The organism is Rhodocytophaga rosea (genome assembly GCF_010119975.1).
GTDB classification, from domain to species: domain Bacteria; phylum Bacteroidota; class Bacteroidia; order Cytophagales; family 172606-1; genus Rhodocytophaga; species Rhodocytophaga rosea.
In genome coordinates this window covers 6,063,819-6,077,160 of the sequence record NZ_CP048222.1, presented here as the reverse complement: position 1 = coordinate 6,077,160, position 13,342 = coordinate 6,063,819, and the positions used below count along the sequence as shown (strand labels likewise).

Here is a 13,342-nt window from a genome sequence, read left to right as displayed (position 1 = left end):
GTATTGAAAGATGCCGCTTCTGCCGCTATTTATGGTTCCAGGGCAGCTAACGGGGTTATTCTGGTTACTACCAAAAAAGGTGTAAGAGGTAAAACCAAAGTAAACCTGGATGCTTACACCGGTGTTCAGACGGCCTGGCGCCAGCTGGATCTGCTCAACCGCGATCAATACATTGCCTATGGTACCGACTTACAAACCAATGCCAATGCGGCCATTCCCCAACGCTTTTCTGACCTGGGAGCGTTTGCCAATGTAGATACCGACTGGCAGGATGAAATGTTCCGTACCGCCCCTATTCAGGACTATAACCTGAGTATCTCAGGCGGGAATGATAATACTGTATTCAATGTTTCCGGCGGCTATTTCAAACAGGAAGGCATTATGCTGGGCACTGATTTCGAGCGCGTTTCTTTCCGGACCAATACCAGTTTTAAACTCGGCCGGGTAAATATTGGACAAACCCTTACGGTTGCTTATACCAATCAGAACAATGAACCCTTCACTGGCGGCCGTTCCCAACTGGAACACATGATTAAAAGTGTGCCTTATATTCCGGTGCGGGATGCCAGCCGGGCAGGTGGCTTCCGTGGCCCGGACAGGGTAGATGGCTCTGATGCTGAAAATCCGGTGCTGAATGCCGTGCTGCGTAAAAACAGGAGCCAGAACACAAAACTTCTGGGTACGGCTTACGCGGAAGTAGATATTTTTGCAGGCTTAAAATATAAGTTCCAGGTGGGATTAGATATGAACTATTTTACCAACAACCAGTTCTCTCCCAGTTTCAACGCCGGTGACTTCAGTGTGGCTCCTAATGCTGTTGTGAGTCAAAGCCGGAACACCTTTGTTTCTCCGCTGCTTACTAATCAGTTGAGTTTCAACCGGACATTCGGCCGCCATACCATCGATGCCCTTGCCGTAGTAGAACGTCAGACCAGTGTATTTACGTCTCAGGATGGTGGTGGGCAGAATTCCATTACCAATGATGTGCAAGTGCTGGGGGTATTCAACAACCTACCACTGGTGGCAGCAAATCAGAATTTGCCCTGATCTCTTATGTTGGCCGTATCAACTACGATTTTGGAGGTAAATACTTATTAAGTGCGACTATTCGCCGCGATGGGGCTTCTCGTTTCTCTCCTGCTGATAAATGGGGAACTTTCCCTTCCGTGTCTGTTGGCTGGCGTATCAGTGAAGAATCATTTATGGAAAGTGTGCCTTTGATCAGCGACCTGAAACTACGTGGCAGCTACGGCCTCACCGGAAATGCCAACATTGGCGACTACCGCTATTTAAATACGATCAACAGTAATTTCTTTTATAAGTTTGCCGGCGCCACTTTATTGCCTGCCAGTACAGTAAGAGATCTGGCCAATACTACTATTAAATGGGAATCTACCGCTATGACCAACGTGGGCCTTGACCTGGGACTGTTTGATGACCGGGTAACTGCCAGTGTAGAATGGTTTAATAATGAAACCCGCGATATGCTGCTGGGTGTGCCGATACCTCCTTCTTTAGGCTATGATGGTGCACCAACGGCAAACGTAGGTACTGTTAATAACCGTGGTTTTGAACTGATGGCAGGCTACCGGAAAACAAGCGGCGGATTCCAGTGGTCAGTAAGCGGAAACATTGCCTTTATCAAAAATGAACTCACTGACTTAGGTATTGGTAATGTGGTATTCGGTCCAAACTTTGAAGGAGACCCGGTAACCTATACAGAAGAAGGAAAACCTATTGCTTATTTCTATGGATGGCAGGTAGACCGCATCTACCAGAATCAGGCTGAAATTACAGCTGACAATGAACTGGATGGAAATGCAGCAACTCCTTATCAGCTTAATGCGACGGCACCAGGAGATATCCGCTTCAAAGACCTGAATAACGACGGCATAATAAATGCCAGCGACCGGACCCAGTTAGGCCATTTTCTGCCTGATTTCTCTTATGGTATTAATGCCACCGCCAACTTTAAGAACTTTGATCTTACGCTCTTTATCCAGGGAGTTTCCGGAAATGAGATTTTAAATACCAACCGCTACGACCTGGAAGGAATGACCCGTTTGTTTAATTCCGGCACTGCAGTATTGAACCGCTGGACGCCAACCAATACCAATACCAATGTACCCAGGGCTATTGCTAATGATCCCAACCGGAATTCCCGCGTTTCTGACCGCTTTATAGAAGATGGTTCATACCTGCGTGTTAAAAACCTTTCCTTGGGATATACATTGCCTGCCGGAATATTAAAATCATTTGGCAAAGGGTTTATTTCTAATGTACGGGTATATGTTTCTACCCAGAATCTGCTCACAATTACCGACTATACCGGCTGGGACCCTGAAATAGGCGCCCGTTCCGGCATTACCGATGCCCGTGATATTACCTTAAACAGCGGTGTGGATTATGGACAGTTCCCACAACCAAGAACTATTATCGGGGGTATCCAGGTAGGCTTTTAGCAATAACTAATTACGACAACAGACATTCAACATAATTATGAGAAATAAAATATTATTAACGATAACTACCGTTTTTGTTCTCGGTTCGTCCTGTAATGAAAATGTGCTCGATAAAGATACCAATCCTAGTCAACTGATCACTGAAACATTTTATAAGAACGAACCACAGGCGGTGGCTGCTATCAACTCTGTGTATGCAGGCTTGCAAGCAAATGACCTCTACAACCGGGAATACTTCTTCGTACACGACCTGCTTTCTGATGATTGTTCGTCTGGAGGCCCGCAGCTGGAAGCACCCAGAGGGCAGATCCTCAACCACGTATTTGATGCCTCCAATCCACTTGTAAATTCCGTATGGCGGGGTTTATACCGCATGGTACACCGCTCAAACCTGGTAATTGAGAATGTGCCTAAAGCAGATGATGTACTGGTAAGTCCTGCGCTGAAAGCAAGAATCGAGGGAGAAGCCAGATTTCTGCGTGCCTGGGCATTCTTCGAACTGGTGAGTTTGTGGGGAAGAGTGCCGCTCATGACAAAAGTAGCATCCACACCTGGTGAAAATATGGGGCGTTCAGCTTCAGAAGATGAAGTATATGCAGTGATTTTTGAAGACCTGAATACGGCTATAGCCAACCTTCCGCTGAATTATACAGGCGCCGACCTGGGCAGGGCTACCAAAGGAGCGGCACAAGCCCTGGCCGCCAGAATCCATATGTTCAGAGGTAATTATGCAGAAGCGCGTCCCCTGCTCAATGCCGTGATCACTTCTGGCCAGTACAGCCTGATTCCTAATTTTCTGGATAACTTCCGGGAAGACAATGAGTTCAACAGTGAATCAGTATTTGAGGTACAGTTTACCGAAGCCTTTGGCGACGCTGGTGCCTGGAATGCAGATGGCAGTGATATTGCCGAAGTTACTTTCCGTGGCCAGGAATATGGCCCCAATGCCTGGCGGAATGTGATTCCTTCTGCTAGCCTGGTCGCTGAATTTGAAAGGGTTGCCAATGGTGCAGCAAAAGATGATCCCCGCAGGGCAGATTCTTTTTACTACATAGGAGATAAATTTAACAACGACCAGAATACACTGACCAATACGGATGTGCAGGGCAATGTGAATATACCCAGCTGGAAAAAATACCAGATGATTTACAAGCGTACGACCGAAAACTCCCGCTCCGGAATTAACTTCCGGGTAATCCGTTATGCAGATGTACTGCTGATGATGGCAGAATGCGAGAATGAACTTACCGGACCTGCTGCGGCACTTCCCTACATTAACCAGGTGAGAGCCAGAACCAGTGTAGCTATGCCTGCTTATCCAACAGCACAGTATCCTGCGAATACAAAAGAAGAAATGTTCCGGGCGATTGTACACGAAAGACGGGTAGAACTGGGTGGTGAACAAATCCGTAACCGGGATATCCGCCGCTGGAGAAAACAAAATAAGCTTACTACAGAACCTATTGCTGGCTTCCAGGTGAACAAGCATGAATTACTACCGATTCCGCTTGCAGAAATAGATAACAACAGCCAGCTGGAAAACAGTGACCAGAATCCTGGTTACTAACTCTATCAAACATTTATTTGTCGTAAACTGTAAAGGGCTCTTTCATTTGAAAGAGCTTTTTATTTTTGTAACTAGTAGTTGCTATGCGCTTATCCCACTATCTCATTATCTGCTTAGGAATTCTCTTCAGTACCTGCAAGCCCGGAGTTAAACAGCAGGAAAAATCAGGCATGGTAGCACTGCTGGAACAAACAGCCAGAGAATCATTTTATGTGCCTGCTAATATATATGCCAGCAAAACCAGAATAGCACATTTCGATAGCTTATATAAAGTTTCTTCTCCCTTGGAACGGAATAAATTCAGGTTTTTACAGGCAGAATCTTGTTTGTTTGGTGGAAAAACCGAACAATCCATCCAAATTCTGGAAGAACTGTTACAGATCCGTGACAAAAACCGATTCGTAGAAGGTCTTGAACCTCATCAGGAAGAACAGCTTACTACCCTCCTTGCCTTATCCTACCTGCGGCTAGGCGAACAGCAAAATTGCATTACAAACCATACTTCTGCTTCCTGCATTATACCGATTGCCCCGGCTGGTTTTCATCAATTACCGGAAGGTTCCAGAAAGGCAACAGAACTTTACCAGAAAATCCTCGAAAATAACAGCCATGATTATAGCAGCCGCTGGCTACTTAATGTTGCCTATATGACCCTCGGCGAATACCCAACAAAAGTTCCGGAACGCTGGCTGATTCCGCCCAAAGCTTTTGCCTCAGAATATCCGCTCCAGTCCTTTCAGGAGATTGCCCCAAACCTTGGCCTGGATGATAACCGGCTGGCTGGCGGAAGTGTGGTAGATGATTTTAATGGTGATCATTACCTGGATATTCTGATTACCAGCTGGGCAGCTAGTCATCAGATGCGGCTCTTTATCAATAACCGCAATGGCACCTTCTCAGAAAAAACAAAGGAAGCCGGACTTACCGGCATTACCGGAGGCTTGAATATGGTGCAGGCTGATTATAATAACGATGGATTTACAGATGTATTCGTATTGAGAGGTGCCTGGCTTGAAACCTTGGGAAAACACCCAAATTCCCTGCTCCGCAACAATGGCAATGGCACTTTCACTGATGTGACAGAAGAGGCCGGTATTCTTTCTTTTCATCCCACCCAAACAGGTGTCTGGCAGGATTTTAATAAAGATGGCTGGGTAGATCTGTTTATTGGCAACGAAAGCTCCGGAGAAGACAATATTCATCCCTGCGAATTATTCTTAAACAATCGGGACGGAACTTTCACTGAAGTAGCCAAACGGGCTGGAGTACAAGTAAGCACAGATGGAGAACTATATTATGTAAAAGGAGTTACTGCCGGGGATTATGACAATGATGGCTGGCCAGACCTGTATCTTTCTGCCCTCGACGACCGCAACCCAAATATTTTATTCAAGAATACTGGTTTAAGTCGTGATAGTATTCCGCAGTTTGTGAATGTGAGTCAGGCTGCAGGTTTGGGTGAGAATATTTCCTCTTTTCCTACCTGGTTCTGGGATTATGACAATGATGGCTGGCTGGATTTGTTTGTAGCTGGCTTCCAACGGAGTGTGTTCTGGGAAAGTATTACCAAAGATGTGGCAGCAGAATACCTGGGTTTGCCTTTTGGTGCAGAAACTGCCAGGCTGTACCACAACAATGCTGATGGAACGTTTTCAGACGTATCTGAGCAGGTCGGTTTAAAGAAGATAACCTATGCCATGGGTGCGAATTTTGGCGATTTTGACAACGACGGTTTTCTGGATATGTACCTGGCTACCGGAGAAGTGAATTTTGCTTCTATTATTCCCAATAAAGCTTTCCGAAATCAAAATGGCACAAAATTTCAGGATGTAACCACAGCCGGAGGGTTCGGACACTTGCAGAAAGGGCATGCTGTTTCCTTTGCCGATCTGGATAACGATGGCGACCAGGATATTTATGCGGTAATGGGAGGAGCCTATGAAGGAGATATTTTCCGCAATGCACTGTTTGAAAATCCTTACCAGAATACCAATAACTGGATTACCATTCAGCTCAAAGGTACTACTTCCAATGCTGCCGGAATTGGTGGCCGGATTAAACTTACCCTCCAAAACAATGGAAAAACACGCACTATCCACCGGGATTTGAATTCAGGCGGAAGTTTTGGCTGTTCTCCCCTGCGTGCTCAGATCGGATTAGGTACAGCAGATACGATCAGGAAAATTGAGGTCACCTGGCCTTCTTCCAAAACTACACAAGTACTGGAAAACATAGCTGCCAATCAGTTTATTGTAATTGAAGAAAAGAAAAAAGGCTTCAAACAACTGAATTTACAAGCATTTAAATTTGCCACCTCAGCAGGTTTTCTGCTTCACAATCCCATACCCATTGATTGGTTTCATTTTATACATCCAAAGTTCTGTATTATCCGTACATGAAGCGGAAACTATAAAATTTCCGGACTTACATCAGGTGTAAAGGAATAGTTTTCTGAGGTTGAAACTATTTTAACCATTGAATACTTATCACTAAAACATACACCCGTTTCAGCCGCAAAAAATACCGTTTGAGTAAAATTTACTGCTGAATTTCCGTTCATACCTTATATTTACATAAGTAATTTGCACTTTATTGTGAAGCTTCATACACTTATAAATCAGCTACTATTTTTTATTGGATTATTGCTATTCCCATTGAGTTTGTTTGCCCAGAACATTCAGATCAAGGGAAGGGTAACAGATGCGGAAACAGGAGATGCTATGCCTTTTGTAAACGTATATTTTAAAAGTACAACCACTGGTATCACCACCGATTTTGATGGGTATTATACTATTTCCGTTTCCAAGGTTCCATCCGACTCCCTGCTGGCTTCATATATTGGATACATCACCCGGGCAAAATCTGTAAGTAAAACACAGGCAAACCAGACCATTGACTTTCAGCTATCCACCGACAATGTTAAACTCGATGAAGTAGTTGTATATGCCGGAGAAAATCCGGCTTTCCCTATCATGCGGAACGTAATTAAAAATAAAGATATCAATGATAAAAAGTCATTGACCGCCTATGAATTTGAAAGCTATAACAAAATAGAACTTGATATTGACCAGATTTCTGAAAAATTCCGGCAGCGCAAATTTATGCAGCAGATCACTTCTGTTATGGATAGTATCGAACGTATCGCTGGGGAAGATGGAAAACCTATTTTACCTATATTCATTTCAGAATCTATTTCCAACTATTATTACCGCCAGACGCCCCAGAAAAAGCGGGAACACATTCTCAAAACCAAACTTACAGGCATTGGTATACAAGATGGAAGTCTCGTTTCGCAGCTCATCGGCTCGAGTTTTCAGGAATATAATTTTTATAATAACTGGCTCAATATTGTAGAAAAAGACTTTGTTTCTCCCATTGCCGACGGATGGAAAACCTATTACGAATATATTCTGGTAGATAGCCTGTATGTAGGCGAACACTGGTGCTATCGCATGGATATTACCCCCAAACGGGTGCAAGACCTGGCATTTACTGGAACCATCTGGATCGACAGTAAAAGTTATGCGCTCAAGCAGATTGATGTCAGCATTGGAAAAGGAGCCAACCTGAATTTTGTAGAAAAAATAAAAATACAGCAGGAACTCGCTCCCACTATTTCGCAGGCATGGCTCCCGGTACGTACCAGGGTATTGATAGATATTGCAGAAATTAAAGACCAGACACCTGGTATGCTGGCAAAGTTTTACACTTCCAATAAAAACTTTAAAATCAACCAGCCACATGACCTCAAGTTTTATGAAGTTCCACTGGAAGTAGAAGAAGATTCGAGAATGGCTGAAAAAGGCTATTGGGAAACCAACCGCCACGATTCACTTACTCCTACGGAACAAAATGTATATGTCATGATCGATTCTATCCGCAATATGCCGGTCGTAAAGTCATACATCGAGATTGTAAATATTGTGGTAAATGGCTATAAAAAGGTAGGAAAAGTAGATATAGGCCCGTATGTACTGGCGTATAACTTTAATGAAGTAGAAGGGCACCGGATTCGGCTGGGATTTAAAACCAATATTGATTTTAGTAAAAAGTGGGTAATTAAAGCCTATGCTGCCTATGGTACCAAAGATACCAGGCTCAAATACAGTGCAGAAGTGCAGCATATTTTATCGCGTAAGCCCTGGAGTTTTATTGGCCTCAAACGGACCTCAGACCTGGAACAGGTAGGCTTGCTTACAGAAGATATTTATGATAATACGCTATTCCTCGCATCTTCCAGATTTGGAACGCTCAGGCGGCCATTTATTTATACAGAAAACACCCTGTACGCACAAACGGATGTACGGAAAGGTTTTACCCAGCGGATTAAATTACATCAGCAGCACTTTGATCCCTTGTTTGATTTTGCTTTTTACAAGCAACCGGAAGATACAGACAATTCCCCCATTTTACGCAGTTACAAGAGTTCAGAAATTATCATTGAGTCCAGGTTTACTAAAGATGAACTATTTCTGCAAAACGACAATGAACGAATCAGCCTGGGTACAACCAAGCCTGTTATTACCCTGCAATATACTTTAGGATTGAAAGGTGTATTAGGAGGTGATTTTGATTATCAGAAATTTAACATCATGGCTACCCAGAATCTTAGACTTGGATACCTGGGCCGCTCCACCTATATCATTAATGCCGGATATATTCCTTCCCGGCTCCCCTATCCCCTTCTACGTACCCACCTCGGCAACCAGACTTTTTTTTATAATTCCCAGTCTTTCAACCTGATGAATTACTTTGAGTTTGTCAGTGATAAGTATGCTTCATTGAATTACCAGCATAACTTTGAAGGATTGTTTTTCAACCGTATTCCATTAATGCGAAAATTGAAGTGGCGGTTTGTGGCTACAGCCAATGTACTCTATGGCAGCCTGCGGAACGAAAATAGGACCCTATACCCTACTACTGATCCGGATGGAAATCCGGTTGATGACAATTTTAGCTCACTGGGAAATATACCTTATGTAGAAGTGGGTTACGGAATTGAAAACATTTTCAAATTTATACGTATAGATGCTATACACAGGCTTACTTATAAAGACAGGCCTGGTATACGTACTTTTGGGGTAAAAGTCTCTACCCAATTTAAATTATAAGCCCTTTTACCTTTATAGTTAGCAACTCAAAAGGGAAATTTTTTATTGCTTTATTTTTGCACTAATCAAATTTATTTTAGTACTATTTCGTATAATTTAAACATGCAGTAAACTGAATATAACAATGAAACTTGCTCTGGAAATCGCTGGGTGCCTGATGATTGCGTTTACATTTCTTCCCATGATCCGTACTACAAAATGGTGGATCAGAATACTTGACTTTCCCCGGTTTCAAATAGCGATAATCATTACGGCAATACTCCTGCTTTATCTGATTACGTATCGCCTTGAGTCATCCCTTGAATATGTATTTGTAGTTGCTTTAATAGGCTGCTGGATACTACAAGCCCGGTATATTTATCCTTTTACCTTTCTCTCTCCCAAACCTGCCAAACGTTGCACAGAGCCTGATCCGGAAAATACAATCCGGCTGATGATCTCCAATATAAAGATGAGCAATAAGAATACTGGAAAATTTCTGGAGATTGTAAAGCAAAACAAACCAGATATGCTGCTGGTAAATGAACCTAATAACTGGTGGGCAGAGCATCTGTCTGAACTGGATAAAGACTATCCTTATTCTGTAAAAAAGCCCCTGGAGAACACCTATGGTATGATGCTGTTTTCTAAACTGGAGTTTATAAAAGCCAATGTGCAGTTTCTGCTGGAAAGTGATATTCCATCTATTCATACCATCTTAAAATTACGTTCCGGGGAGGAAATAGAATTTTGCGGTGTACATCCCCAGCCTCCTACCATTGGCTCAGATACTGATAAACGTGAAGCCGAACTTTTAGTGGTGGGTAAATCGGTAAAAGAGTCAAAACGGGCAAGTATTGTTGCCGGAGATTTGAATGATGTGGGCTGGTCGCATACGACGAAGCTTTTTGAGCGCATCAGTGGATTACTTGACCCCAGGATCGGCAGAGGATTCTTCAATACATACAATGTATTTGTGCCTTTTTTCCGCTATCCTCTGGACCATGTTTTTTACGATCCCCGGTTTAAATTGTCGAAACTTGAACGGCTGCCAAAATTTGGCTCCGACCATTTCCCAATTTTGATTGAGCTGGTATATAAACCTGAAGAAAAACATGAACAGCAACCAAAAAAAGCCGATCATGAGGATAAAAAAGAAGCAGCCGAACTTATCGAAAAAGGAATGGAAAGCTGATAAATATATTCAGGGCAAGTATCTTGTATGAGTCTCTAATTACTTACGACAAAGCTATTTGTTTAAGTTCACTCGCTAAGAGATGAATAGCAGCCTCAATCTTTTTAGCCTGACTTTCAGATGCCCGTTTATTGCCTGAAACGTATTGCTGCAACAAATTAGCATTGATTCCGGCCCGGTTTGCAATGGCCGAAATTTTTAACTCTTTATAGTGTTCAAAAAAAGCGGCTAAGTTATAGGTACATTCAAAAGAGATATCTGAAACTATGATTCCTTGCCAATGTTCAGACATTGCACCTTCGTGTGCCAGATAATCAGCAATCAGATTTTGCAGGTTTTCCAGCACTTTGGGAACAGAATCACCCGCCGTAGTAAACAAAAACCCAGGCGCTTTTACCTGCGCTACAAATTTATTTTCTTCCCAGTCTATTAAAACAGGTAATGTGGTGAGTTTTTCCATACGCAGACAATCCATTTATCTGGTTAAACCCATTAAATTTTTGATTAGCTGCAGCATGCCTGCCGGGCTCCACCGGATTTTAAATACTCTTCCTGTTAAACCTGCCTCACGGGTAATATCGTTAATCATTTCGGGGCTTAAAAATTGTTCGCCTAAATCTGGCACGGATATAAGGTTAGGATGAGTAGGATGCTGTAAAATGTGGTGTATCCCTTGCTGACGAATTTCCTGCCAGCCGTTTTGCTGCAGGTATTGAATAAGAACTGTGGCTTTCATAAGGTTAAAATTTATAACCAAAGGTAATAAAATTATTACCAATCAAACAAGCAAAAGGTAATATTTTTATTATCCAAGTGTCATTTTAGAATAGTTAAGAAAATAGTATAAATAAGACATTCACTGAATACTTTATGAAATACTATCAGGCGGTTTCACATTAGGCAGTGTAACCCTAAATATTGTTCCCTTGTTTGCTTCCGATTCTATAGCTATTTCGCCTCCAAGTTTATAAATCGTTTCTTTTACCACATACAATCCCATTCCCGAACCGCCTCCATGGTTACTTACCCGGAAAAACATATCAAAAATTTTGTTCTGGTATTCTTTAGCAATTCCCAATCCATTATCGCTCACTTCAATTTGCGCCTTCTTAGCATCTGTGGTCACTTTTATTTTAATGAATGGCTGTTCCTGATAAGGATTAAAGTAGCGGATGGCATTAGAAATAAGGTTGTTGAGAATAATATCTATCCGCCTGGAGTCGCTATAAAATACATCCTGCCCCATAGATTCTATACTTTTATGAATCCGGCCAGCATTCTCCATATAATCATGGTTAGCAAAGACTTCTGCCACCTGGGTTTCAAAATCAATTGGGGTAATTTCCAGATCCAGGCTCTTATTTTTGGAATAATCAATAATATCCCGGATTACGCCATCCAGCTTTTTAAGCGATTTTTCTTTGAGAGACAAATAATACCTGATCTGCGTGAGATCATTTTCTTGTTTTGCAATATTAATCAGTCCCATTACCGAGGCAATTGGCGCACGTAAATCGTGAGAGGTACGATATACAAAGCTATCCAGTTCGGCATTTAACTGCCATAAGTTTTCATTCTGCTCTTTGGTAAGGATATTAGCTTCCGACAGTTTTTGATTGGCCTTTTCCAGCTCAGCAAATGCAATAGAAAAGCGCCTGGTCAGCAGAAAAGCCTGTGAGAAAATGAACACAAAGAGTCCAAGTGAAATGTAATAGCCGGTATGAACAATTTTGTGAGAATACAGCAGGTCATTAAAAAAAGTGGCAATAAAAACCAGGTATCCCAGCAGAAATGCATAACTCCCTTCCAGATGAAATACACAAGCCCCGATGATCACATAAAATCCATAGATAGCAATCAGCACCGTAAACAGTTGAAAGTGGATAAGCATCGATGAAAAAAATATTGGTGAAGAAAACAGCACCATCAGGGTAAATAAAGCCACTACTCCACACACCACACGAACCACTTGCTTACTAAATACTGCTTCAAAAACAGTGTAAAGGAATAAAGTAAATGCAGCTGTACCCAGAAAAAAAGTAAGATACTCCACCCGGATCAAAAACCACCAGTTCGGTCCAAAAAACAGATTAATCGTGTACTCACCGGTTATAAAAATACGCAGGGCCACCAGCATACAAAAAATACTGAACCAGAGTGTAGAAAGATCACGTTTGCGGATAAGAAAAAGACCCAGGTGATAAAAGGCCATAATTAAAATACTCCCCTCTAACCAGAATTCTGCGGCAATTGCTTTCAACCGCCTGTCTCTAATGTCGGATTCAAGTCCCACTTGTATAGGCTGCCTGAGTCCTCCATCGCTGTAATGAAAGTTAGAAACCTGAATTACAAGTTCAACTTGCTCCTGATCCGGTATAAAATCAATTATTTCCGGTTTATACTGCGGCAGCGTTGTAGAATATTCTTCGCTGACCGTTCCCGATTCATACATTAGCCGGCCATTTACCCACATTCTGGATGCTGTATAGGTTAATGGTACACGTATTGAAAAATTACCTGAAGAAGGTTTATTCAACACCATTCGTAACCGGTAGGTAGCAAACCCTTCGCCGGTAATATCTTTGTTATTTAACTGATACGCATTCCATGATTTGGGTACCTGCACCCAATGTACCGAATCTGTATGGGCTTGCAGGAAATCTACAGGGGTATATAGCTTTTTCCAGTAAAACTCCCATTCACCATCCAGTGTAAGCGACCCTTGCCGGGCAAAATCCCAGGTACGCAGGTCCAGTATACCTTTGATGGCTATAGGTGGCTTCTGGAAAGAATCATTTGAGCGACATGCAGCGGTCAGACACAAAATTATTAACCAAAAATTCAGGAAGCTGGCTTTCATATACGATTCAATATAAGCATATTAATTTAATTCGCTATAATGGCTTTTGGAGCTAATCTCCAATGAATGAGCTGTTTCAGATAAAACCGATTCATTACTATTTGGTATGATCATAAAAATACCTGAGGATAAAAAATCAGAAAACAGCGCATACACTTTATTTGGGCA

9 protein-coding genes are annotated in these 13,342 nt (G+C 42.3%); 6 read left to right on the top strand and 3 right to left on the bottom strand.

Annotated elements, in window-relative coordinates:
• The first annotated feature begins 3 nt into the window (after positions 1 to 3).
• The 6 genes from GXP67_RS37515 (at position 4) to GXP67_RS25150 (ending at position 10,314) form a co-directional block, all read left to right on the top strand.
• On the top strand, positions 4 to 1,047 hold the full coding sequence (locus tag GXP67_RS37515) for a SusC/RagA family TonB-linked outer membrane protein (protein WP_394351983.1): 1,044 nt from the start codon (positions 4 to 6) through the stop codon (positions 1,045 to 1,047).
• Positions 1,002 to 2,462 carry a SusC/RagA family TonB-linked outer membrane protein gene (locus GXP67_RS37510; protein WP_317170148.1) on the top strand — a complete coding sequence of 487 codons (1,461 nt, stop codon included), beginning with the start codon at positions 1,002 to 1,004 and terminating at the stop codon, positions 2,460 to 2,462. The genes GXP67_RS37515 and GXP67_RS37510 overlap by 46 nt, the downstream gene beginning before the upstream one ends.
• Before the next feature lie 37 nt (positions 2,463 to 2,499).
• A complete protein-coding gene (locus GXP67_RS25165; RefSeq protein ID WP_162445676.1) occupies positions 2,500 to 4,029 on the top strand; it encodes a RagB/SusD family nutrient uptake outer membrane protein in 1,530 nt (509 codons plus the stop codon).
• A gap of 83 nt (positions 4,030 to 4,112) precedes the next feature.
• Entirely contained in the window at positions 4,113 to 6,428 is a 2,316-nt protein-coding gene (locus tag GXP67_RS25160; protein WP_162445675.1) for a CRTAC1 family protein, read from the top strand.
• 195 nt (positions 6,429 to 6,623) lie between these two features.
• Positions 6,624 to 9,140: a DUF5686 and carboxypeptidase-like regulatory domain-containing protein gene (locus GXP67_RS25155; protein WP_232064569.1), complete on the top strand. Its 2,517-nt coding sequence runs from the start codon at positions 6,624 to 6,626 to the stop codon at positions 9,138 to 9,140.
• Between the two features lie 124 nt (positions 9,141 to 9,264).
• A complete protein-coding gene (locus GXP67_RS25150) occupies positions 9,265 to 10,314 on the top strand; it encodes an endonuclease/exonuclease/phosphatase family protein (protein WP_162445674.1) in 1,050 nt (349 codons plus the stop codon).
• A 43-nt stretch (positions 10,315 to 10,357) separates the two neighbouring features.
• Here GXP67_RS25150 and GXP67_RS25145 read toward each other — a convergent pair whose 3' ends face one another.
• From GXP67_RS25145 to GXP67_RS25135, 3 genes are all read right to left on the bottom strand, one after another.
• Positions 10,358 to 10,774, bottom strand: a complete 417-nt coding sequence (locus GXP67_RS25145) for a hypothetical protein (protein WP_162445673.1) — start codon at positions 10,772 to 10,774, stop codon at positions 10,358 to 10,360.
• 15 nt (positions 10,775 to 10,789) lie between these two features.
• A complete protein-coding gene (locus GXP67_RS25140) occupies positions 10,790 to 11,050 on the bottom strand; it encodes a type II toxin-antitoxin system HicA family toxin (protein WP_162445672.1) in 261 nt (86 codons plus the stop codon).
• Positions 11,051 to 11,182: 132 nt separating this feature from the next.
• Positions 11,183 to 13,174, bottom strand: coding sequence for a sensor histidine kinase (locus GXP67_RS25135; protein ID WP_162445671.1), 1,992 nt, complete (start codon positions 13,172 to 13,174; stop codon positions 11,183 to 11,185).
• Positions 13,175 to 13,342: the final 168 nt, after the last annotated feature.

Bases quoted from the DNA above. Each gene is read 5' to 3' on its own strand.
- GXP67_RS25165 (WP_162445676.1), top strand. From the start codon at position 2,500: ATGAGAAATAAAATATTATTAACGATAACTACCGTTTTTGTTCTCGGT.
- GXP67_RS25160 (WP_162445675.1), top strand. From the start codon at position 4,113: ATGCGCTTATCCCACTATCTCATTATCTGCTTAGGAATTCTCTTCAGT.
- GXP67_RS25150 (WP_162445674.1), top strand. From the start codon at position 9,265: ATGAAACTTGCTCTGGAAATCGCTGGGTGCCTGATGATTGCGTTTACA.
- GXP67_RS25145 (WP_162445673.1), bottom strand. From the start codon at position 10,774: ATGGAAAAACTCACCACATTACCTGTTTTAATAGACTGGGAAGAAAAT.
- GXP67_RS25140 (WP_162445672.1), bottom strand. From the start codon at position 11,050: ATGAAAGCCACAGTTCTTATTCAATACCTGCAGCAAAACGGCTGGCAG.
- GXP67_RS25135 (WP_162445671.1), bottom strand. From the start codon at position 13,174: ATGAAAGCCAGCTTCCTGAATTTTTGGTTAATAATTTTGTGTCTGACC.